Source organism: Streptomyces sp. NPDC058279 (genome assembly GCF_042881255.1).
Taxonomy (GTDB): domain Bacteria; phylum Actinomycetota; class Actinomycetes; order Streptomycetales; family Streptomycetaceae; genus Streptomyces.
The window spans coordinates 66,120-86,868 of sequence record NZ_JBHVYA010000016.1; the positions used below are offsets into that span (position 1 = coordinate 66,120).

Genomic DNA, 20,749 nt, shown 5'->3' on the forward strand with positions numbered 1-20,749 from the left:
ACTCTTCCTATGTCTAAGGTCCTCACCTCCCTTCCCGCCGGCGAGCGCGTCGGCATCGCCTTCTCAGGCGGGCTCGACACGTCGGTCGCGGTCGCGTGGATGCGCGACAAGGGCGCGATCCCCTGCACCTACACCGCCGACATCGGCCAGTACGACGAGCCCGACATCGGCTCCGTGCCCGGGCGGGCGAAGACCTACGGGGCCGAGATCGCGCGCCTGGTCGACTGCCGTGCCGCGCTGGTCGAGGAGGGTCTGGCCGCGCTCACGTGCGGCGCGTTCCACATCCGCTCGGGCGGCCGGGCCTACTTCAACACCACGCCGCTCGGTCGCGCCGTGACGGGCACGCTCCTGGTCCGGGCGATGCTGGAGGACGACGTACAGATCTGGGGCGACGGCTCCACCTTCAAGGGCAACGACATCGAGCGGTTCTACCGGTACGGGCTGCTCGCCAACCCGCACCTGCGGATCTACAAGCCCTGGCTGGACGCCGACTTCGTGACCGAGCTGGGCGGTCGCAAGGAAATGTCGGAGTGGCTGCTCGCCCACGACCTGCCCTACCGGGACAGCACGGAGAAGGCGTACTCCACCGACGCGAACATCTGGGGCGCCACCCACGAGGCCAAGACGCTGGAGCACCTGGACACCGGTGTGGAGACCGTCGAGCCGATCATGGGCGTGCGGTTCTGGGACCCCTCGGTGGACATCGCCCCGGAGGACGTGACGATCGGCTTCGACCAGGGCCGTCCCGTGACGATCAACGGCGCGAAGTTCGCCTCGCCCGTCGACCTGGTGATGGAGGCGAACGCCATCGGCGGTCGCCACGGCATGGGCATGTCGGACCAGATCGAGAACCGGATCATCGAGGCCAAGAGCCGCGGCATCTACGAGGCGCCCGGCATGGCGCTGCTGCACGCGGCGTACGAGCGCCTGGTGAACGCGATCCACAACGAGGACACCGTCGCCCAGTACCACAACGAGGGACGGCGCCTGGGCCGGCTGATGTACGAGGGCCGTTGGCTGGACCCGCAGGCGCTGATGGTGCGGGAGTCGCTGCAGCGCTGGGTCGGCGCGGCCGTCACCGGCGAGGTGACGCTGCGGCTGCGGCGCGGTGAGGACTACTCGATCCTCGACACCCGGGGCCCCTCGTTCAGCTACCACCCGGACAAGCTGTCGATGGAGCGCACCGAGGACTCGGCCTTCGGCCCGGTGGACCGGATCGGCCAGCTCACGATGCGCAACCTGGACATCGCCGACTCCCGCGCCAAGCTGGAGCAGTACGCGGCCCTCGGCCTGATCGGCACCGCCAACCCCGCGATCGGCGCGGCGCAGGCGGCGGCGACCGGGCTGATCGGCAGCATGCCGGAAGGCGGCGCCGAGGCCATCGCCTCCCGGGGCGAGGTCTCCGGCGAGGAAGAGATGCTGGACCGCGCGGCGATGGAGTTCGGCACGGACTGACGGATCGGGTCCGACGGGTTCGATGGGTCGCACGGGTCCGACGGGGTCCGTCGAGCGCGATCAGCAGGACGAGCAGGATGAGGACGACGCGAGAGGTCGGCCCGGCGCCCATGGCGCGGGGCCGGCCTTTTCGCGTCGTCGCCGGCGGCGGCGACCTTCGGAAGTCCGCTCCTCGCGGCGCGGGTCCGTTTCCCGGGCGGTAGGTCGGGGGCAAGGGGCCGGGGACGCCGTCGAGGGGAGGGCCTGTGGCGGGTGATCCGCTGCCGGGGGTGCTGATCGCGGTGCCCGTGGTCCTGCTCCTGTGCCGGGCCGGCGCGGTGGTGATGCGCAGGTGCGGGCAGCCGGCGGTGCTCGGCGAGATCGCCGTGGGAATCCTGCTCGGGCCCTCACTGCTCGGCTGGCTATGGCCGGCGGGGCAGCACCGGTTGCTTCCGGCGGAGGTGCTCCCGTACCTGGGCGTGCTGGGCAACCTCGGACTCGTCGTCTTCATGTTCCTCGTCGGCTTCGAGCTGGACCTCGGGCTGTTGCGCGGGCGGGGCCGGGACGTGGTGGTGGTGAGCCAGGCGGGCGTCGTCGTACCGCTGGTGCTCGGCGGGTTGCTGGCGACGGGGATGTACGGGTCCTTCGCGCCGGACGGGGTGGGGCGGGGCGCGTTCGTCCTCTTCGTCGCGGTGGCGATGAGCGTGACCGCGTTCCCGGTACTGGCACGGATCCTGACGGAGCAGGGGCTCTACGGGACACCGGTCGGGGCGGTGGCGATGGCGTGCGCGGCGGTCGCGGACGTGGTCGCGTGGTGCCTGCTGGCGGTGGTCGTGGCGGTGGCGGGCGGGGGCGGCCACGGAGTCGGCGGGGCGGTGGTGACCGCAACGCTCGCCGCCGGGTTCCTCGCCGCGATGTGGTGGGGGGTACGGCCGCTACTGGCCCGGTGCGCCGGGCGGTGGGGCGACGCCGGCGGGGTGGTCGCCCTGTTCATCGGGCTCTGCCTCGCGGCGTACGCGACGGACGCCATCGGAGTGCACGCACTGTTCGGGGCGTTCGTCTTCGGCGCGGTGGTGCCACGGGGCCGGGCGCCGGTGGAGCGGGCGGCCCACCGGATGGGGGAGGTCGTGGTGCCGGTCCTGCTGCCGCTGTTCTTCGTCGGGAGCGGCCTGCGCACGGACATCGGGCTGTTGGGCGGCGTGCGGGCGTGGCTGTGGGCGGCGGCGGTGCTGGTGGTGGCGATTGCCGCGAAGTGGGGCGCGGGTGCGGGGGCCGCGTGGGCGGTGGGGCAGCCGGTGCGGGAGGCGGTGATGCTGGGCGCGCTGCTGAACTGCCGGGGGGTGACGGAGCTGGTGGTGCTGAACGTGGGGTTGGGGCTCGGGGTGATCGGGCCGGAGGTGTTCACGGTGCTGGTGCTGATGACCGTGGTGACCACCGCGCTGACGGGGCCGGTGGTCCGGCGGATGGTCGTGCGGGACACCGCCGACACCGCGGACACCGTGAAAGCCGACGCCGACGCCGACGCCGTCAACGGTCCTCCGGCGGACCGTTGACGGCCGTGGGTGTCCCGGGAGGGTCAGCGGGTGGTCCAGCCGCCGTCCACGGAGAGGGTGGTGCCGACGACGAACGAGGCGCGGTCGCTGCACAGCCACACGGCCGCTTCGGCGATCTCGGACGGATCGGCGATCCGGGGGAGCGGGGCCGCCTGGAGGAGCATGTCCTCCACCTCCGGGTTGCGCTTGAGCCAGTTGTCGATCATCTCGCTGCGGGTGGAGCCCGGGGCGACCGCGTTGACGCGGATGCCGTGGGGCGCGTACTCGGTCGCCGCGGCCTTGGTCAGGCCGATGACGGCGTGCTTCGAGGCGATGTACGTGGCCCCCACCGGGGTGGCCACCAGGCCGGCGGTGCTGCTGTTGTTCACGATCGAGCCGCCGCCGGTCAGCAGCATCGCCCGGATCTGGTGGCGCATGCAGTTCCACACGCCGCGGACGTTGGTGTCCATGGCGGTGTCGTAGGAGTCCTCGTCGAGGAGGTGCATGGGCTTCGGCTCGATGCCGATACCGGCGTTGTTGAAAGCCGCGTCCAACGTGCCGTACGTGTCCACGGCCGCGGCGACGGCGCGGGCGACGGCCGCGGCATCGGCGACATCGGCGACCACGTACTGGGCCTGGTGTCCGGCGGCGCGCAACTCCTCGGTGAGCGCGGCCAGTTGCGGCTCCCGGCGGGCCACCAACGTGACCGCGGCGCCTTCCCTGCAGAACACCCGGGCCGCTGCCGCCCCGATACCTGCGCTGGCACCCGTGATCAGAGCCGACTTGCCTGCGAGAACACCGGTGTCACCAGTCATGAAAGCTGACATTAGCAGCGGGTAGGCGGCTTGCATCGGGCTGTCACCGGGCTGCCACCGTGAGCGCGAGGAAGGGAGAAGGATGTGGAGAGCGGGTGGGCCAACGGAGCGTGTCGAGGGCGCGGCGGAGGTACGGAAAGCGGCCGACCGGAACGGGAAGCCGCGGCTCCAGTGGGAGTCCGCCCGGACTCCGCTGTGGCCACCGACTGTGGCCGCCCGATCCCGTCACACCCCCTCAGGTGTACCGCGCATGCGGCGCATGCGGTTTGTGGAGCCCCCATGGATAAGCAGGAACGTGCCGCGCGCACGCGGGAGTCACTCGTGCGCGCGGCCGCGGAGGTGTTCGCCGAGGAGGGTTACGCCGCGGCGTCCGTCGCGACGATCAGCCATCGGGCGGGAGTGACCACCGGGGGATTCCACTTCCACTTCGCCGGAAAGGCCGCGCTGGCGCGGGCCGTCGAAGACCGGTCCGTCGAGGCGGTGCGGCGGATCATCGACTCGGCCAGGGCGGCCGGGGAGGCGGCGGCGGACCCGTTGCGGGTGCTGTCGGACTCCACGTCCGCGCTGATGGTGTTGCTGGCCGAGGACGTCGTGGTGCGGGCCGGCTTCGGGCTGTCCGCCGATGTCGCGCGCGGCGGCCGGGTCGACGTGTGGGGCGAGTGGCGGTTGTGGGTGGACGAGTTACTGGAGGCCGCCGAACGGGCCGGGATCCTCGCCGAAGGCGTGTCCCGCCGGGACGCGGCGCGGGCGGTGGTGGCCTCGACGGTCGGGCTGGAGGTGATGGGCGCCGCCGAACCGGGGTGGGCCGCGCCGGAGACGGTGGCCCGGATCTGGGCGCTGATGCTGGGCGGGCAGGCACCGGAGTAAAGGGAAGAGACCAAACGGTTTGCTATCTGAGGGGAGTTGGGAGGGCTGGGGAGGATGGGTTGGCGCCCATGTGAGGGGAAATGTGCAGGTGGAGGGGGTGATGAAGGGGGCGGCGGTGGACTGGAGGGAGGGGGGCGGAGTAAAAGACCGATGCGCTTCCCTGGTTGACAAACCGTCTGTCCCGTTTTTTACTGACTCCCGCGACCTCATCCAAGGACAGGGGAGTACGACGTGGACATCGATGTACTGGGCGCACTGGCCGTGCGGGAGAACGGGATCTCCATCACGCCGACCGCCCCCAAGCCCCGGCAGGTCCTGGCCCTTCTGGCCCTCCATGCCGACCAGGTGGTACCCGTGTCGGCACTGATCGAGGAGCTGTGGGGCGGTCTGCCGCCGCGCAGCGCCCGGACGACGTTGCAGACGTACGTGCTCCAGTTGCGCTCGCTGATAGCGGCGGCCCTGGAGGGCGGTGACGGCTCTCGGACGGCGAAGGACGTGCTGGTCACCCTGCCGGGCGGGTACTTGCTGAACAGCGGGGGCGGGACGAGCGACGTGCGGGAGTTCGACCGGCTCTCGTCGCTGGGCTACCGGGCGATGGACGCGGGCGACCACCCGGGGGCGGCGCGGCTGCTGCGGGAGGCGCTGGCGCTGTGGTCGGGACCGGCGTTCGCCGACGTGCACGGCGGTGTGCAGCTGGACATGGAGACGCGGCGGCTGGAGGAGACCAGACTGTGCGCCCTGGACCAGCGGATCGAGGCGGACCTGCGGCTGGGGCGGCACCGGGAACTGGTGGCGGAGCTGACGGTGCTGGTGAGCCGGTACCGCACGCACGAGAACCTGCACGGACAGTTCATGCTCGCGCTGCATAGGGCGGGGCGGCGGGGGGAGGCGCTGGACGTGTACCAGCGGCTGCGGACCACCCTGGTACGGGACTTGGGGCTGGAGCCGTCGGCCGCGTTGCGGCGGTTGCAGCGGTCGATCCTGATGGCGGGGCCGGACGGGGTGGCCGCGGGGCGGGTGGTCGGCGCGCCGGCGACCGCGACCGCCGGGGTCGGGGTCGGGGTCGGTGTGGGTCTCGGGGCAGGTACGGCGGAGGTGCGGGAGCGGCTCGTACGGGCCTGATGGCCGGGCCCGATGACGGGCCCGGGGGCCCGGGGTGCGGGCTCGATGTACGGGTGGGGTGCGGTACGTGCGTGGCTGCGCGGGCGAGAGGAGACGAGCGGTGCAGGAGAGGTCGGAGCGGACACGTAGGCGGTTGGTCTTCGCCGGGGCCGAGTTGTTCCACCGCCACGGCTACGCCAACGCGACGCTGGGCGACATCGCGCGGGCGGCGGGCGTCACCAAGGGGGCGCTGTACTTCCACTTCGCGTCGAAGGACGACCTGGCCGACGCCGTGCAGCGCAAGGGGTGCCGGCTGTTGCACGAGGCGGTGCGCGGGCTCCGGGAGGGCGGGGCCTCGCCGTTGCAGGTGCTGATCGACACGACGCACTGGCTGGCGCGGACGCTGCACGAGGACGCGGCGATCCCCGCGAGCTTCCGGATCACCAAGGAGTGTGCGGGGCAGGAACCGGCGGTGATGGACTTCCACGGGGCGTGGCTGGCGTCGGTGTGCGAGCTGCTGCGGATGGCGCGCGACGCGGGGGAGCTGGCGGCGGCCGGACTGGTCCCGGACGGGCTCGACGCGGACGGGCTCGACGCGGACGGGCTCGACGCGGACGGGCAGCCCGGCCGGGAACGCTGGGAGGAGGCGGAGGCGTTGGTCGCCGCCGCCCTGTCCGGGATCGAGGTGCTGTCCGGGACCGGGCTGTCGTACGGGGAGTTGCGCCGGAAGGTCGCGGCGCTGTGGGGGTTGTTGCTGCCGAGCCTGGTGGGTGAGGCCCGGGTGGGGCAGTACCGGACGGCCGGCGTCGCGTAGCGGCGGACTGCGCGGAGTGCGCGCAGTACGCGGCGGCCCGGGCAGCCGGTCACGGGGTCGGGCCGGCCGTCGCCCGGTCCACGGCGTCGAGGGCCGCCGTCCAGGGGAAGGCGACCGGGGCGGCCTCGCCCGGCGCGGCCGGGACGGAGCCGTTCTCGCCGTACAGCAGCTCGACGCCCGCACCGCGCAGCACGGTCAACGACAGCTCGAAGCGCGGATGCGCCGCCAGCGCGGCGTTGAGGCTGGGCACGGCCACGGTCGGGGTGCCCCTGCCGATGGCCTCGGCGGCGACCCCGGCGACGAACCGGTCGGTGAGCCCGAGGGCCCAGGCGTTGAGCGAGTTGAAGGTGGCGGGGGCGAACAGCACCGCGTCGGCGGGTGGCCAGGCATCGGGTTCGCCGGGCAGCGGGTACTGCCACAGCACGGCGTTCCCGGTGAGCGCGGCCAGTCCGTCGAGGCTCGCGGACACCCAGTGCGCGGCGGTCGGGGTGAGGCCGAGGCAGACGTTCCAGCCGCGCGACTGGGCGTCTTCGATGACATGGGCCACGTCGAAGACGGGTGGCGCGGCGGAGCAGAGCAGGTACAGAGTCCTCGTCATACCGCCATGTGATCATATTCCCCGCCCTCGGCCATGCGTGAGGGTGCCGCGAGCCGCCACAACCCGGCCACAACCCGGCCATAACCGTGCCGCAACCTCGCCGCGTGCCCGGCCGAACTGCCCGGCGAACCGCCGGGCCGTGGGCCGATGAGTTTCGCGTGGGTGCCGGGTCTATCCCTGTGAGTGGTGGCCGGGAGCGGCCCGACATCAGATGTGGACGGCGTCCACATCTGCGGGGCCGGCCAGACGGTGATCGGGTTCTACGACCAAACGGAGGAAGACCTTTCCCATGCGCATCGTGATCAGCGAGTTCATCAGCCTCGACGGTGTCGTCCAAGCGCCGGGCGGTCCGGACGAGGACCGTGACGGCGGCTTCGGCCACGGCGGTTGGTCCCACCCGTTCTTCGACCCGGAAGTGGTCGGCGGTGCCTTCACCGACACCCTGGCCGGCGCCGAAGCGCTGCTGTTCGGGCGCCGGACGTGGCAGACGATGGCCGCGGCCTGGCCCGAGCGGGCCGGCGACCCCTTCGCGGACCGGATGAACTCCCTGCCCAAGTACGTGGTGTCCGGCACGCTCGACGCATCCGAGTCGGCCTGGGAGAACACCCGGCTCATCCCCGCGGACAAGGCCGTCGCCCGGATCGCGGAACTACGTGCGACCGACGGGGGCGACATCGTCGTCATGGGCAGTCCGACACTCGTCCGCACCCTGCTGAGCGAGGGCCTGGTCGACGAACTCCGGCTCGTCGTCATGCCGGTGCTGCTCGGCGGCGGAAAGTCGATCTACCCGGAGGACGGCGGTCTGCGCACGCTGGAGCTGGTGTCCGTGGTCACCGGCTCCACGGGCGTGAACGTCTGCACCTACCGGCCGGTGACGGCATGAGCGCCCCGGTGAAGGGACCCGCGAGTTACTTCCCCTCCATCGAGCGGAAGTACGGCCGCCCGATCGCGGAATGGCAGGAGTTCCTGCGGACCTCCCCGTTGACCGGGCACATGGAACTGGTCGCCTGGCTGAAGGCGGAGCACGGACTCGGGCACGGCCACGCCAATGCCCTCGTCGCCCACCACCTGGCCGGGCCCGCCACCCCATAGTCCTCGTTCCGGGACGGCGGGCGGGCCCGCTACGCGGAGGGCGTCAGGTCCAGGACGCCCACCCGCTGGCCGCCGCTGAGTTCGCCCGTGGTGCGGAAGCCGAGCCTGAGATAGAAGGGCTCGGGGCCGCGCTCCCCCGGGTGCCAGGTGACGTAGAGGCGTGAGCCGCCGGAACGGCGGACCTCCTGGGCGACGGCCTCCACGGCGAAGCGGCCGTATCCCTTGCCCTGGTGGTCGGCGGAGATGTTCAGGCGCCACAGGCCCGAACGCCGGTCGGCCGGGTCGCCGTCCCAGGCACAGTCCAGGAACGCCATGACGAATCCCACCACTTCGTCCCCGTCGACGATGGCCCGGGGCCAGGCGAGCGGCCCGTTGACATAGGCTTCCGCAAGCGATTTCAAGACAGGAGACACGAAGTGCTCCTGGTGCGGGTGGAGCCGGATCGCGCACACGGCGTCGAAGTTGTCGGAGGTCACCGGCGTCAGACGCGGAGTTGAGCTGGTCATATTCTCAGCCTACTTTCCTGTCGTCAGGTGATCGTCAGGCCGGACATGAGGTATGACAGGACGAGACCACGATCGGGGACCCCGGTCAGGGCCTCGGCACGGCCCGAAGAGAATCCCCCAGCAGAGCCCCCGGCTCTCCGGCGAAAGGCTGTCGTTGATACCCGAACGGATCCTCGTGACGGGCGGCACCGGCTTCGTCGGCTCCCATGTGACGCGGTTGCTGCGGACCTCGGGCCCGGACGCCCCCGTGCTGCGGCTGTTCACCCACCGCCGCCCGACCCCCGGGGACGGCGCCGACGCACGGGCCGTGGAGACCGTGACCGGCGACCTCACCGACCCGGCCTCGCTGCGCGGGATCTGCGACGGCGTCACCACCGTCGTCCACCTCGCGGCCCGGATCGGCGGCACGCACGAGGAGTGCCGGGCGGTCAACACCGAGGGCACCCGCGCCCTGTTGGCCGAGGCCGAGCGGGCCGGCGTGCGGCGCTTCGTGCACCTCGGCACCGCCGCCGTGTACCGGGACGAGCCGCACCGGGGCGCGGCGGAAGGAGTGCCGGTCGAGGAGCCGTCCTCCTCGACCAGCGTCACCCGGCTGGCCGCCGATCGGTTGGTCCTCGCGGCCGGCGGTACCGTCCTGCGGCCGCACCTGATCTACGGCCGCGGAGACACCTGGGTGATCCCCGCGGTCGCGGACCTGATGGGCCGGCTCCCGCACTGGGTGGACGGCGGCCGGGCACGGCTCTCGATGATCTCGGCGGACGCGCTGGCGGGGGCGGTGGCGGACCTGGCCCGGCTGCCCGGGCTCCCCGCCGGACAGGTGCTGCACGCCTCGCACCCGGAGCCGGTGACCTGCCGTGAGCTGATCACCGCCGTGGCCCGGGCGCTGGACGTGCCGCTGCCGGAGGGGGACGTCACCTTGGACGAGGCCCTGGCGCTGCTGGGCGGCGCGGACGATCCCCTCGTACGCCGCAGGCTCTCCCTGCTCACGGTCGACCACTGGTACGACAGCAGCCGGTTGTGGAAGCTGGTGGGGACGGAGCCCGGGCCGCCGCCGGCCCAGGGGTTGGAGCGGTACGCCTCCTGGTACCGGGATCAGAGGACGGCGAGCGCCGGGGCGGGGACGGGAGCCGCGGCGACCTGAGCCGTGGCGAGGTCGGTGGCGGCGGGGACGGTGGCGGCGAGGTCGGAAGAAGCGAGATCGGGAGCGGCGGGGACGGATACCGCGCCGGTGACCAGCGCCTCGAAGACCTTGGTGTCGCCCTGACGGCCGACCACCCGCACCGTGCGCACGGAGGGGTCCGAGGAAGGGATCGGCTCCGCCTCGATCCAGCAGGGCGCGTCGAGTTCGGCGTAGTTGAGGAAGGACGACTCGATGCCCGTGACGGTGAACGGGTCGCTCGCGAAGGAGCTGTACGCCGCCTGCCGGGCCGCCTCGACCAGGACCATCGCGGGGTGGTGATCGTTGGCGTGCTCGAACAGGATCGGGTGGTTCAGGTGGGGGTTGAGCAGCCAGCGGCCCGCTTCCCCCGTGGGGGCGAGCACGACGTCGATGGGCAGGACCCGGCCGGCCTCGACCGCGGGGATGGGCGTCGCCCGGGGTAGCGGTGCCGCGGTGCTGCTGGTGCATTCGCCGCGTAGCCGTCGGTAGACCGCCGGAGGGACGAAGCTGAAGAACCCGGTGCCGGTGGCCGCGACCCGGCCTTCGCGGCGGACGCTCACTTCGAGGAAGCCGGAGAACCGGTTGCCCTTCCAGGCGAAGTCGCGGCAGGAGGCGACGAGTTCGAGGTCGGTGGGTCTGGTGCCTATGCGGAGCTGCGCGGGGTCGGCCTTGAAGCCGAGGTTCCACAACAGGGCGTTGTGTCCGAGCGGTACGCCGTACTCGGCGTGGCACAGCAGGAGCCCGGCCTGGCGGATCGTCTCGCCGGCCTGAACGGGGTCGTGGCTGGTGCCGTCGGCACTGGTGAAGAAGGTGTGGGCGCGGGGCCACTGGCCGTTGAGCATGAAGAGGTCGTCACCGATGCGTCGGTAACCGGTCAGGAACACCTCCGCGACGGAGGTCCGGTGGACGTATTCCCTCGGTACCGTGCTCGTGAGCTCTGGAAGGTCGTTGCAGCGCGTCCAAGGCGCCCCTGTTCCAGACAGGGGTTGCACCTGGGCGTTGGTCTGGAACGTCAGCAGGGTCATTGACCTCTCCACAGAGTCGTAACGACGGTTGGGGGTGCATTCCTGATGCCGCAAGATACGTACTCTCCGGTTTTGTTTGCAAGGTGGTTCGGCGGTGCAGTTGTGACATGACCACGACCTCCGGAGGGCGTCCACCGCGGTGTGTGGGTACCCCATCCCGACCCCCACCAGGCACGTTACGAACTGATCGCACTGAGTGGCACTCGGTGGTCCCGTCCCAAGTGGGAGGGGGTATTCCGGTCCTTCGAGGTCCCTGGAGGCGAGTCGCCGCCTCGTCTGCCCGTACCCCTTGCCGCCTGCGGAGAGTAGGTTCGGTGGGACGTGATCCCGACGCGTGGGGGCAACCCATGTAGGCTGCAACAAACCGCTCAAGCGGTTTAGTATTTTTTCCGGCGGTGGGGTGTCAGCCTGGCTGGAAGAGGGTGGTTCGTCCCCGTGTGCAGCGCGCCGACGGGAGGAGGCGGGCCGGTGAAAGCGCCTCAAACTCCAGGTTGTTATCTTCCTGGACTTGATAAAATACGGACCTTCTGGTTCTTTTTGTGGTGGGGGAGAGGGGGATCTCCGAAGAGAGCCCCTTGGTCGGTTTCCCACACACCATCGGAGGCATCGTGGCACGGCAAGAGCGTGCGGTCCGCACGCGGCGCGCAATCTTGGAGGCGGCGGCCGCCGTCTTCGACGAGCGAGGCTACGAGGCGGCGACGATCGCGGATATCCTCGCCCGGGCGGGCGTCACCAAGGGCGCGCTGTACTTCCACTTCTCCTCGAAGCAGGAACTGGCGCAGGGCATCCTCGACGAGCAGATGGCCGAAGGCGATGTCCCCCCGCGCGAGAGCAAGCTCCAGGAGCTCTTCGACGTCGGCATGGTGCTCGGCCACCGGATGCGGCGCCATCCCATGCTGAGTGCCGGTGCGCGGCTGTCCCTGGGGCCCGAGATGCGGGACATCTTCGGCGGCGGATCGGTGCCCGCCTGGAACTACTTCACCGAACAGCGACTGGTCCAGGCCAAGGCCCAGGGCGAGCTGCTCCCGCATGTGGAACCGTCGGAGGCCGCCTGGATCCTCTCCGCGGGTTGGGCCGGCGTGCAGCTCTACTCCCAGACGTTGACCGGCCGGGCGGATCTGGAACAACGGGTGGCCTCGCTCTACCAGCACATCTACCCCAGCATCGCGACGCCGGCGGTGCTCGCCCGCCTGGACATGGCGGCGGACCGCGGGGAGCGCGTCGTGGAGGAGATCCGCGCGTTGGAACTCTCCGTCGGGGCAGCGGCGGAGGAGGCACGGGCCGCCGTCAAGGAGCCGGTGGCTTCCTGAGGGGTCGAGGGGGACTCCGGGCCGATTCGATCGGCCCGGCCGACCATCACGATCCACACGTTCCCTGGGGCAAACCGCTGACACGGTTTGTGGAGATGTCATGGTGAAGCAGGAGCGCGCGGTCCGTACGCGCGAAAGTCTGGTCCGTGCCGCCGCAGAGGTGTTCGCCGAGGAGGGGTACGAAACCGCCTCCATCGCCACCATCAGCAAGCGGGCGGGTGTCAGCACGGGTGGTCTGCACTTCCACTTCGGGAGCAAGACCGCCCTGGCGGACGCGGTGGTCGATCGGGCGGCGGAGTCCTTGCGGGTGATCACCGTCTCCCGGCTCGCCGGCGCCAACTCCCTCCAGTCGCTGGTCGACTCGACCCACGACCTGGTGGCGCTGCTGGCCCGGGACGCCGTCGTCAGCGCGGCGTTCGGGCTGGTGGTGGGCAACGGCGCCCGTTCGGCGGTGGGCCGCGAGCGCGGCTGGGCCGTGCGGCGGCAGTGGCAGCGCTGGGTCGAGGCGCAGTTCCACGACGCGGCGGCCGAAGGGTTGTTGGCCGAGGGCGTGTCCCCGCAGGACGCGGCCGCGGCCGTCGTCGCCGCGATCGTCGGCTTCGAGGTGCTCGGCGTCGACCGGCGCGAGTGGTCCTCGCGTTCCTCGCTCACCCGGTACTGGGCGTTGATGCTGCCCCAGTTGGTCCCGGGGCACCGGCTCGGCGACGTACTGGCCGCCGGCTCGGGCGCACCGCCCGCGTCCCGGTCCGCCCGGGCCTCCTGACGCCCGAACGTCGCAGCCGCAGCCGCAGCCGCCGCGGGCCGGTGGACGGGCCGAGCATGCCATCCGACCGGAGGGCCGGACCGGAGCGGACCGGACACGGACCGGACACGAAGCAGACCGGAGCGGACCGGACCCCGTGGTCGGTTCCTGCCGCTTCGACTTCCCCTCGGGATGCGTCCCGAGGGGATTTTCTGTGTGCGGCCGGCGGCCCGGCAGCACTCGTCGATGCGCTTAAAGCACAGGTCAGGGGTGTGTTGCGGAGCTCCGGGCCGGCGTTCCGAAGGAAACAGCGCGAACGGTTTGGTATTGACAAACCGGCGATGCTGTTTTTTCCTCATTCCAGCGGGACTCAAGGAAGCATCCAGGATCAAGCAGGGGGAGCACGTCGTGGACATCCAGGTTCTCGGAACACTGGCGGTACGGGAGAGCGGAACCTCCATCACCCCGACGGCCGCCAAGCCCCGGCAGGTCCTCGCGCTGCTCGCGCTGCACGCCGACCGGGTGGTGCCGGTGACCGCGCTCATCGAGGAGTTGTGGGGCGGCGAGCCGCCGCGCAGCGCCCGCACCACCCTCCAGACCTACGTGCTCCAGCTCCGCACCCTCGTCACGGCGGCGCTGGAACGGGCCGGCGACCACACCCGGACCGCCAAGGACGTCCTGCTCACGCTGCCCGGCGGCTACCAACTGAACAGCGCCGGCGGCGCCAGTGACGTCCGCGAGTTCGACCGGCTCGCGGGCCTGGGCTACCGGGCCATGGACGCCGGTGACCACCGCGGCGCGGCCCGCCTGCTGCGCGAGGCGCTGGCCCTGTGGTCGGGCCCCGCGTTCGCCGACGTGGCCGGCGGCGTACAGCTGGACATGGAGACCTGGCGGCTGGAGGAGACCCGGCTGTGCGCCCTCGACCGGCGCATCGAGGCGGACCTGCGGCTCGGCCGGCACCGCGAGCTGCTCGCCGAACTCACCGTGCTGGCCAGCCGCTACCGCACCCACGAGAACCTGCACGGCCAGTTCATGCTCGCCCTGCACCGCTCCGGCCGCCGGGGCGAGGCACTGACCGCCTACCAGCGGCTGCGCACCAACCTGGTCGAGGAACTCGGCATCGAGCCGTCGGGCGCCCTGCGCGCGCTCCAGCGCTCGATCCTGCTGGCCGACCCGGAAGGCGCCGTCGAGGCACGGGAGGAGACGGCACGTCCGGTGCGCAAGCGGCTGGTCCCGGCGGGCTGACCGCCCGGCCCGGAACCCGCCCCCACACCCTCGGCCCACACCGCCGACCAACCCTCGGCCCACACCCTCGGCCCACACCCTCGGCCGACCACCCTCGGAGCGCCGCTCGACAGCGGCTTGAGATTTCGGGGACACCGCACACCGCGCCGCTACCGTGCTCGCGTCGAATGCTGACACCCGTGAGCATCTCGACCCATTCCGGAGGGGAGACGGGAGACCGTGAAGATTCAGGTTCTGGGACCGTTGAATGCCGAAGTCAACGGGGGATCGATCGTTCCTACGGCGGGCAAGCCGCGCCAGATCCTGGCGCTCCTCGCGCTCCACCCCGGGAAGGTGGCGCCGATCCCCACCCTCATGGAAGAGATCTGGGGCACCGAACCGCCGCAGAGCGCGCTCACCACCCTGCAGACGTACATCCTCCAGCTCCGCAGGCGCCTGGGGACGGCCATGGGCCCCGGCGCCCCCGGCTCGGCCAAGGACGTGCTCACCACCCGGCACGGCGGCTACCTGCTCCAGATCCCGCCGGAGGGCGTGGACGTCCACGCGTACGAGACCCTCGTGGCCGGCGGCCAGAGCGCCTTCGAGGCCGGGGACGACGAACGCGCGGCCGACCTGTTGCGCAAGGCACTCGCGCTGTGGGAGGGGCCGGCGCTGGTCGACGTACGCGTCGGACCGGTCCTGGAGATCGAGGTGCTGCGGCTGGCGGAGAGCCGACTGGTGACCACCGAGCGGCGCATCGACGTGGACCTGCGGCTGGGCCGGCACACCGAACTGCTCGCGGAACTCGCCGAGCTGATGGCGAGACATCCGCAGCACGAGGGGCTGCACTCCCAGGCCATGGTGGCGCTGTACCGATCCGGCCGGCAGGCGACCGCGCTCGACGTCTACCGCAGGCTCCGCACCCGGCTCATCGACGACCTCGGGGTGGAGCCCTCGCACCAGCTCCAGCGGCTGCACCAGGCGATGCTGCGCGTCGATCCCGCCCTGGACGTGGTGGCGGGCCCGCGCCGCAGCTCGACCTTCGACCTGTACGCGGCCTGAACCCCGGCGCCGGTCGCACCGGACGGCCCGCACCCGGCCGCCGCACCCGGCGGCGGCGGTCGAGCGGCGCCGTACGCGCGCTCAAGGCGGGCTCGACCGGGCGCGGCCAGACTCTGCTCGGCCCGACACGCCACGTCGGGGCCGCGGGAGGGGCGGACCGCTCCCGGTGGGAGGAGAAAGGATGGCCATGGACCGGCTGGAACTCACCGACCTGACCCGCGTCCTGCGGTTCTGGGAAGGGGAGGACGAAGGCGTCGAGCTGAACGAGGACGCCCTCGACCTCTACTGGGTGGAACTCGGCTACGACTGTCTGTCCGTCTACCAGACCACCGGCTACATCGAGCGGAAGTTCGACATCCTCCTCGACGGCGAGCTGCTCGAAGCCGCCGACACCCCCCGGCGCTACCTGGCCCTCGTCAACAGCGTGTTGGGCGCGCGCGCCGCCGTCTGACGCTCCGGGGCCCGGCTCCGGCCGGGCTCCGGCCCGGCTCCGGCGGGTCTCCGTCGGCTTCGGACAAGGTCTGTGTCAAGCGTTGGAGGAGGTGTCCGATGTCCCTCGGGCGAGCACACCGGATGTCGTGCGCGGTCGACGCCGCCGCCCCGGCGGGCGTCCTGTACGCACTGCTGGCCGACACCACCCACTGGCCGCTGTTCCTGCCCCACGTCCTGCACGTGGAGCCGCTGGACGCCGACGGCGAGCGGGACGCGTTCTGCCTGTGGTCCGCCCCCGAGGGGAGCGCCGTGTCCTCGACGCGGTGGCGCCGGACCCTCGACGCGGGCGCGCTGCGGGTCGACTTCCACCAGGAGGACCCGCGGGCGCCCTTCACCTCGGCGGCCGGCGCCCTGAGCGTGACGCACCTGGCGCCCGGCTGGTCCAGGCTGACGCTGGAGCAGGAGAGCACCGCCGCCGGGGCTTGGACGGCGCGGACCCAGGAGGCGCTCGCGACCGCCGAGCGGGGCGCGCGCGCCGCGCTGGACGGGGTCCGGGCGGCGGCCGAGAACTGGAGCGCCCTCGACGGGCTGCTGATGACCTTCGAGGACCGGCTGCGCGTGCCCGGGACCGCCGAACAGCTCCTGGAAGTCCTGTACCGCGTCGGCTCCTGGCCCGGCCGGGTCCCGCACGTCGTCCGCGCCGACGTCACCGAGGAGCGGCCCGGGGTACAGCGCACCGCCCTGGTCCGGGTGAACGGCGACGGCTCCGCGTACACCACGGAGTCGGTACGGGTGTGCTTCCCGGCGGCGGGCCGCATCGTCCACCGCCATACGCGGCCGCACCCCCTGCTGGCCGCCCACCACGGCGAGTGGTCGGTGCTGCCCGACCCGGAGGCCGGGTGCACGGTGGTGTCCCGGCACGCCGTCCTGCTGGACGGGCGCGCGATCGGGCGGGTGCCGGGGCCGGGCGCGGACCCGGAGTCGGCACGTCGTCACGTCCGCGAGCTGCTCCGGCGCGAGAGCGCCGCCGTCCTGGGGCCGGCGCGGCAGCCCGCGGCCGAGGGGGGCCGGGCCCTGCGCGCCGTGTGACGCGGGGCGCCGGGTCCCGCTTCGAGCGGTACTCCAGGCGCCTGGGCGACCATCGGCCGGAGCGGACGTCCACCTCCGGAAGCCGGCGTTCGCCCCGGAAACTGGAGGGAATAATGGCAAGGACGCACGACTCGGTGGTACGGGCCACACACGAGGTCAAGGTGTCGGCGCCGGCGCGCGAGATCTACCGGCTGCTGGCCGACCTGGACAACTGGCCGTGGGTCTTCGGGCCGTTCGTGCACGCCGAGGTCATCGGCACCGACGGGGTGTTCGAGCGGGTGGGGATGTGGACCACGTCGGGCGAGAGCGTCGAGCACTGGGTGGCGCTGCGTCGCCTGGACGCGGGCGCTCTGCGCATCGACTTCCGCCCCGAGGAGCCGTCGTCGCCCCTGGCCTCGATGGAGCGCTCGTGGGTCGTGGAGCCGCTGTCGGAGGGGGAGAGCCTGGTTCGGCTGCTGCACTCCTACACGCTGGTGGACGACAGTGCCGCCGCGCGCGCGGCGACCACCGGCGTGATCGACTCCATCGCGGACGGTGAGACGGCCGCCGTGAAGTCGGCCGCCGAGCTGTTGACCGAGGCCGCCGACCTGCGCGTGGTGGTGACCGACACCGTTCACGTCGCGGGCACCGCGGAGGCCGTCTTCGAGGTTCTCTACCAGGTGCGCGACTGGCCGGAGTTGCTGCCGCACGTGACCCGTGCCGAAGTCGTGCAGGATGCGGACGGACTGCAGCTCGTCGAGATCGACACCGTCGAGAGCAGCGGCGCGGTGCTGAAGATGAAGACCGCGCGCGCCGGGATCGGTGGTCGCGCCATCGTGTACAAGCAGTTGGTGTTGCCGCCGATCGGCAGGAGCCATCACGTCCGCTGGGACATCACCCCGACCGCGCAGGGCGTCACGGTCACCTCGCGGCAGACGGTGATCGTGAAGCGGTCCGGGATCGAGGTGCTGTTGGGCAGCGGCAAGGGCCTGGACGAGGCGACCGCCTTCGTCCGGCGGGAGCTGAGCGGAAAGGTCCGGATGATCCTGGACCGGGCCAAGGAGTTCGTCGAGGCGGGCTGACCCGCCCCGCCCGGACCCCGCGCCCGGACCGCCGAACGGCCCCGCCGCCCTCACGGGCGGCGGGGCCGTTGCGCCGTGTCCGCCGGTCAGGGCTTGGCCCGGGCCGGCAGCAGCAGGGTCAGCCCGAAGGGGATGACGAGCAGCCCGGTCATCCACCAGAAGGTGGTGGTGAAGGCGGAGGCGTCCGGGTGCCCGCCGCCGCTGGAGCCCAGTTGCAGACTCACCGCGGCCAGCGCACCGCCCAGGGCCCCGCCGATGCGTTGCGCGACCGTACTGATCGTGGTGATGTGCGGGATGTCATCGGGGGACGGCGAGTTCGTGTAGAGGGAGGCCGACAGCGGGATGGCGATGGCGGCGAGCCCCATGCCGCGCAGGACCAGGGCGGCGCCCAGCAGCATGTCGTTGGGTACGGCGCCGGCGAGGGCGTAGGGCAGGGTGCCGGCCGTGGTGAGCACCAGACCGCACAGGACGACGGGCCGGGCCCCGAACCGGTCGCTCAGCGACCCGATGAAGATCGCGGCGAGCCCCATTCCGGCTCCCTGGGGGGCCAGCAGGCTTCCGGCCGCGGTCGCGCTGAGCCCGACGACGTCCTGGTAGTAGAGCGGGATCAGGAAGAGCAGCCCGTAGAGCAGGAAGCCGACGGTGAAGATCATGACGATGGTCGTGGCGAAGCCCTTGTCGCCGAAGAGGCGCAGGTCGATGACCGCTTCGGAGCGGCGTCGCCGGGCGTGCCGGACGAACGCGGCCACGAGGAGCAGACCGACGGCGAAAGCGGCGACGCCGTTCACGGTCTCCAGGACCCCGGCCGGTTCGGCGCCACCGAGCCCGGCGATCACCGACAGCCCGTACACCAGGGCGGACAGGCCGGGGGTGACGAGCAGCAGCCCCTTCCAGTCCAACCGGGCCGTCTTGTCGCCGTTGTCGCGGGGCAGGACGAACCAGGCCGCCGCCAAGGTGGCGGCCAGCAGGGGGAGCTGCCCGAAGAACAGCCAGCGCCAACTGGTGGCGTCGATGACGGCTCCGCCTCCGATGGGGCCCAGGACCGGGGCGAGGGAAGAGGGCACCGCGACCGCGCTGAAGGCCCGTCCGGCGCGTTCCGGGCCGGCCGCGCGGGTCAGCACGACCGTGGCGACCATGGCCATGAGACCGCCGGAGAAGCCCTGGAGCACCCTGAAGGCGATCAGGCTGAGGGGGGACCAGGCGACGCCGCAGAGCAGGATGGCGATGAGGAACCCCGCCAAGGAGGACAGCCAAACGGTGCGGGCGCCGAGCCGGTTGACGGCGTAACCGGAGACGGGGATCGCCGCGCACGTCGCCAGTAGGTAGGCACTGGTGATCCACTGGATCGACTGCGTCGAGGCGCTGAAGTCGCGACCGATCGCGTCGATCGCGACCACCATGAGCGTGCCGTCGACCGCGGCGATGATCGTGCCCAGGATGACGACCGCACCGAGCGCGAACAGCCCCGGGTCCTTGCCCGCGGTGGGGGCAGCCGCCCTCGGCGGGGGAGCGGCCGAGGGTTTGAGTTCTGACTCCATACGGCGAGCGTCCCCGGAGCGGCTCAAGGGCTTCTCGGGTGCGGCTGGACCGCGCCCGGGGCGCGGCCGGAATCCGGGGCGAGGCGGTCAGGCGGCGCTCGAGGCCGCGTCGAGCGGCTGCGGGCACCGTCGGTGCGGATAGGCGAAAGCCGCCACTGCTCTGCAGGATTTCTTGGGATTCGAGGTCGTCGCGATGCGTGTTCTGTTCGCCATCTCTCCGGGACTTGACCATCTGTACCCGTCTTCCGGCCTCGCGTGGGCATTCCGCACCGCCGGTCACGACGTCGCGGTCGCCACCTCCGGTGTCTCCACGGAAGCGGCGGCCCACGCGGGCTTCGCCGTCCGGGAGGTCTCCCCGGGCGCCGACTTCGCGTCCATCTTCCCCAAGGCCGGCTCGCCCGAGGAGCGCGCCAAGGCCATGCGCGAACGCGGTCTCGCCATCGCCAAGACCCTGGAGACCCCCGACATCATCCTGGAGAAGTTCGGCCGGGTCAGTGACCTCATGCTGGACGGGACGCTCCGCTTCGCCCAGGCATGGCAGCCCGACCTGATCGTCTACTCCAGGCTCAACGGCGCCGCCCTGGTCGCGGCCCGCGCGCTCGGCATCCCGGCGGTCGAGCACGGCTTCAGCTTCCTGCGCGAAGGGGCCATGCCCCAGCGGTTCCTGCCCCACCTCACGCCGCTCTTCGAGCGTGTCGGCGTGCCGGCGGAACTCCCTGACATCACGTCGCTCTACTTCGCGCCCGAGCACATGATGCACGGCGAGGGCGAGGGCTGGACCATGCGCTCCGTTCCCTTCCACGGGGGCGGCACCCTGCCCGACTGGATGGCCGAGCCCAAGGAGCGGCCCCGTGTCTGCGTCACCCTCGGGACCACCGTCCCGCACGTCGCCGGCATCGGCAGCCTCGAGAGCGTCCTGGGCGCCGCCGCCGATGTCGACGCGGAATTCGTCCTGGCTCTCGGTGACGACCCTGACCTCGACACGCTGGGCACCCTTCCCGACAACGTCCGCGTCGTCGGCTGGACCCCCCTGAGCACGCTCCTCACCACCTGCGACGCGATCATCCACCATGGTGGCGCGGGCACCACGCTCACCTCGGCGCATGCCGGCGTCCCCCAACTCGCCATGCCCCACGGCGCCGACAACTGGATCAACGCCGCCATGGTCGAGCGGACCGGCCTCGGACTGAACCGGGACCCCGAGGACGTCGACGCGGCCCTGCTCAAGTCGCTCCTGCACGACGAGGACCTGCGCGCCTCCACCCGGGCCGTCTCCGCGCAACTCGCCGCGGAGCCCGGCCCCGACCAGATCGTCCCCCGCCTCCTCGATCTCGTCGCCGGGTGACAC

At 72.0% G+C, this 20,749-nt stretch carries 21 protein-coding genes; 16 read left to right on the forward strand and 5 right to left on the reverse strand.

The window, feature by feature from the left end; genetic code table 11:
• Positions 1-9: 9 nt before the first annotated feature.
• Positions 10-1,455, forward strand: a complete 1,446-nt coding sequence (gene argG, locus ACFVXJ_RS25025) for an argininosuccinate synthase (protein ID WP_389664876.1) — start codon at positions 10-12, stop codon at positions 1,453-1,455.
• 245 nt (positions 1,456-1,700) lie between these two features.
• Positions 1,701-2,987: a cation:proton antiporter gene (locus ACFVXJ_RS25030; RefSeq protein ID WP_389664878.1), complete on the forward strand. Its 1,287-nt coding sequence runs from the start codon at positions 1,701-1,703 to the stop codon at positions 2,985-2,987.
• 23 nt (positions 2,988-3,010) lie between these two features.
• On the opposite strand, the gene ACFVXJ_RS25035 is transcribed toward ACFVXJ_RS25030, so the two are convergent.
• Complete coding sequence (locus ACFVXJ_RS25035) at positions 3,011-3,781, reverse strand: glucose 1-dehydrogenase (RefSeq protein ID WP_389664879.1); 771 nt, start codon at positions 3,779-3,781, stop codon at positions 3,011-3,013.
• Positions 3,782-4,060: 279 nt separating this feature from the next.
• On the opposite strand from ACFVXJ_RS25035, the gene ACFVXJ_RS25040 reads away from it, so the two are divergent.
• The 3 genes from ACFVXJ_RS25040 (at position 4,061) to ACFVXJ_RS25050 (ending at position 6,563) form a co-directional block, all read left to right on the forward strand.
• Positions 4,061-4,648 carry a ScbR family autoregulator-binding transcription factor gene (locus tag ACFVXJ_RS25040; protein ID WP_389664881.1) on the forward strand — a complete coding sequence of 196 codons (588 nt, stop codon included), beginning with the start codon at positions 4,061-4,063 and terminating at the stop codon, positions 4,646-4,648.
• Between the two features lie 231 nt (positions 4,649-4,879).
• Entirely contained in the window at positions 4,880-5,770 is an 891-nt protein-coding gene (locus ACFVXJ_RS25045; RefSeq protein WP_389664883.1) for a BTAD domain-containing putative transcriptional regulator, read from the forward strand.
• 100 nt (positions 5,771-5,870) lie between these two features.
• Positions 5,871-6,563, forward strand: coding sequence for a ScbR family autoregulator-binding transcription factor (locus ACFVXJ_RS25050; protein WP_389664885.1), 693 nt, complete (start codon positions 5,871-5,873; stop codon positions 6,561-6,563).
• Positions 6,564-6,612: 49 nt separating this feature from the next.
• On the opposite strand, the gene ACFVXJ_RS25055 is transcribed toward ACFVXJ_RS25050, so the two are convergent.
• Positions 6,613-7,161 (reverse strand): flavoprotein, encoded by a 549-nt coding sequence (locus ACFVXJ_RS25055; RefSeq protein ID WP_389664887.1) that lies wholly within the window; start codon positions 7,159-7,161, stop codon positions 6,613-6,615.
• A 289-nt stretch (positions 7,162-7,450) separates the two neighbouring features.
• On the opposite strand from ACFVXJ_RS25055, the gene ACFVXJ_RS25060 reads away from it, so the two are divergent.
• Positions 7,451-8,044: a dihydrofolate reductase family protein gene (locus tag ACFVXJ_RS25060; RefSeq protein ID WP_389664888.1), complete on the forward strand. Its 594-nt coding sequence runs from the start codon at positions 7,451-7,453 to the stop codon at positions 8,042-8,044.
• Positions 8,041-8,253 carry a DUF4287 domain-containing protein gene (locus ACFVXJ_RS25065; RefSeq protein WP_389664890.1) on the forward strand — a complete coding sequence of 71 codons (213 nt, stop codon included), beginning with the start codon at positions 8,041-8,043 and terminating at the stop codon, positions 8,251-8,253. Before ACFVXJ_RS25060 ends, ACFVXJ_RS25065 begins: the two co-directional genes overlap by 4 nt.
• Positions 8,254-8,282: 29 nt before the next feature.
• Here ACFVXJ_RS25065 and ACFVXJ_RS25070 read toward each other — a convergent pair whose 3' ends face one another.
• On the reverse strand, positions 8,283-8,759 hold the full coding sequence (locus tag ACFVXJ_RS25070; protein WP_389664891.1) for a GNAT family N-acetyltransferase: 477 nt from the start codon (positions 8,757-8,759) through the stop codon (positions 8,283-8,285).
• A gap of 175 nt (positions 8,760-8,934) precedes the next feature.
• On the opposite strand from ACFVXJ_RS25070, the gene ACFVXJ_RS25075 reads away from it, so the two are divergent.
• On the forward strand, positions 8,935-9,900 hold the full coding sequence (locus ACFVXJ_RS25075; RefSeq protein ID WP_389664893.1) for an NAD-dependent epimerase/dehydratase family protein: 966 nt from the start codon (positions 8,935-8,937) through the stop codon (positions 9,898-9,900).
• Here ACFVXJ_RS25075 and ACFVXJ_RS25080 read toward each other — a convergent pair.
• Positions 9,852-10,943 (reverse strand): ScbA/BarX family gamma-butyrolactone biosynthesis protein, encoded by a 1,092-nt coding sequence (locus tag ACFVXJ_RS25080; protein ID WP_389664895.1) that lies wholly within the window; start codon positions 10,941-10,943, stop codon positions 9,852-9,854. The two genes, ACFVXJ_RS25075 and ACFVXJ_RS25080, sit on opposite strands and share 49 nt — an antisense overlap.
• A 608-nt stretch (positions 10,944-11,551) precedes the next feature.
• On the opposite strand from ACFVXJ_RS25080, the gene ACFVXJ_RS25085 reads away from it, so the two are divergent.
• The 7 genes from ACFVXJ_RS25085 (at position 11,552) to ACFVXJ_RS25115 (ending at position 17,863) form a co-directional block, all read left to right on the forward strand.
• On the forward strand, positions 11,552-12,253 hold the full coding sequence (locus ACFVXJ_RS25085; protein ID WP_389664897.1) for a ScbR family autoregulator-binding transcription factor: 702 nt from the start codon (positions 11,552-11,554) through the stop codon (positions 12,251-12,253).
• A 100-nt stretch (positions 12,254-12,353) separates the two neighbouring features.
• On the forward strand, positions 12,354-13,016 hold the full coding sequence (locus ACFVXJ_RS25090; RefSeq protein WP_389664899.1) for a ScbR family autoregulator-binding transcription factor: 663 nt from the start codon (positions 12,354-12,356) through the stop codon (positions 13,014-13,016).
• Between the two features lie 387 nt (positions 13,017-13,403).
• Positions 13,404-14,240 carry a BTAD domain-containing putative transcriptional regulator gene (locus ACFVXJ_RS25095; RefSeq protein ID WP_389664901.1) on the forward strand — a complete coding sequence of 279 codons (837 nt, stop codon included), beginning with the start codon at positions 13,404-13,406 and terminating at the stop codon, positions 14,238-14,240.
• A gap of 219 nt (positions 14,241-14,459) precedes the next feature.
• Complete coding sequence (locus tag ACFVXJ_RS25100; RefSeq protein ID WP_389664902.1) at positions 14,460-15,281, forward strand: BTAD domain-containing putative transcriptional regulator; 822 nt, start codon at positions 14,460-14,462, stop codon at positions 15,279-15,281.
• A 181-nt stretch (positions 15,282-15,462) separates the two neighbouring features.
• The gene (locus ACFVXJ_RS25105) at positions 15,463-15,732 is read left to right on the forward strand and encodes an actinorhodin polyketide synthase (protein ID WP_389664903.1); all 270 of its coding nucleotides are present in this window, start codon (positions 15,463-15,465) and stop codon (positions 15,730-15,732) included.
• A gap of 98 nt (positions 15,733-15,830) precedes the next feature.
• Complete coding sequence (locus ACFVXJ_RS25110; RefSeq protein ID WP_389664905.1) at positions 15,831-16,802, forward strand: SRPBCC family protein; 972 nt, start codon at positions 15,831-15,833, stop codon at positions 16,800-16,802.
• Between the two features lie 113 nt (positions 16,803-16,915).
• Complete coding sequence (locus ACFVXJ_RS25115; RefSeq protein WP_389664906.1) at positions 16,916-17,863, forward strand: SRPBCC family protein; 948 nt, start codon at positions 16,916-16,918, stop codon at positions 17,861-17,863.
• Between the two features lie 86 nt (positions 17,864-17,949).
• On the opposite strand, the gene ACFVXJ_RS25120 is transcribed toward ACFVXJ_RS25115, so the two are convergent.
• On the reverse strand, positions 17,950-19,401 hold the full coding sequence (locus ACFVXJ_RS25120; RefSeq protein ID WP_389664908.1) for a DHA2 family efflux MFS transporter permease subunit: 1,452 nt from the start codon (positions 19,399-19,401) through the stop codon (positions 17,950-17,952).
• A gap of 193 nt (positions 19,402-19,594) precedes the next feature.
• On the opposite strand from ACFVXJ_RS25120, the gene ACFVXJ_RS25125 reads away from it, so the two are divergent.
• Positions 19,595-20,746, forward strand: a complete 1,152-nt coding sequence (locus ACFVXJ_RS25125; RefSeq protein ID WP_389664910.1) for a nucleotide disphospho-sugar-binding domain-containing protein — start codon at positions 19,595-19,597, stop codon at positions 20,744-20,746.
• Positions 20,747-20,749: the final 3 nt, after the last annotated feature.

Coding starts and splice junctions, on each gene's coding strand:
- argG (WP_389664876.1), top strand. CDS start 10: ATGTCTAAGGTCCTCACCTCCCTTCCCGCCGGCGAGCGCGTCGGCATC.
- ACFVXJ_RS25035 (WP_389664879.1), bottom strand. CDS start 3,781: ATGACTGGTGACACCGGTGTTCTCGCAGGCAAGTCGGCTCTGATCACG.
- ACFVXJ_RS25040 (WP_389664881.1), top strand. CDS start 4,061: ATGGATAAGCAGGAACGTGCCGCGCGCACGCGGGAGTCACTCGTGCGC.
- ACFVXJ_RS25055 (WP_389664887.1), bottom strand. CDS start 7,161: ATGACGAGGACTCTGTACCTGCTCTGCTCCGCCGCGCCACCCGTCTTC.
- ACFVXJ_RS25060 (WP_389664888.1), top strand. CDS start 7,451: ATGCGCATCGTGATCAGCGAGTTCATCAGCCTCGACGGTGTCGTCCAA.
- ACFVXJ_RS25065 (WP_389664890.1), top strand. CDS start 8,041: ATGAGCGCCCCGGTGAAGGGACCCGCGAGTTACTTCCCCTCCATCGAG.
- ACFVXJ_RS25070 (WP_389664891.1), bottom strand. CDS start 8,759: ATGACCAGCTCAACTCCGCGTCTGACGCCGGTGACCTCCGACAACTTC.
- ACFVXJ_RS25080 (WP_389664895.1), bottom strand. CDS start 10,943: ATGACCCTGCTGACGTTCCAGACCAACGCCCAGGTGCAACCCCTGTCT.
- ACFVXJ_RS25090 (WP_389664899.1), top strand. CDS start 12,354: ATGGTGAAGCAGGAGCGCGCGGTCCGTACGCGCGAAAGTCTGGTCCGT.
- ACFVXJ_RS25105 (WP_389664903.1), top strand. CDS start 15,463: ATGGCCATGGACCGGCTGGAACTCACCGACCTGACCCGCGTCCTGCGG.
- ACFVXJ_RS25110 (WP_389664905.1), top strand. CDS start 15,831: ATGTCCCTCGGGCGAGCACACCGGATGTCGTGCGCGGTCGACGCCGCC.
- ACFVXJ_RS25115 (WP_389664906.1), top strand. CDS start 16,916: ATGGCAAGGACGCACGACTCGGTGGTACGGGCCACACACGAGGTCAAG.
- ACFVXJ_RS25120 (WP_389664908.1), bottom strand. CDS start 19,401: ATGGAGTCAGAACTCAAACCCTCGGCCGCTCCCCCGCCGAGGGCGGCT.
- ACFVXJ_RS25125 (WP_389664910.1), top strand. CDS start 19,595: ATGCGTGTTCTGTTCGCCATCTCTCCGGGACTTGACCATCTGTACCCG.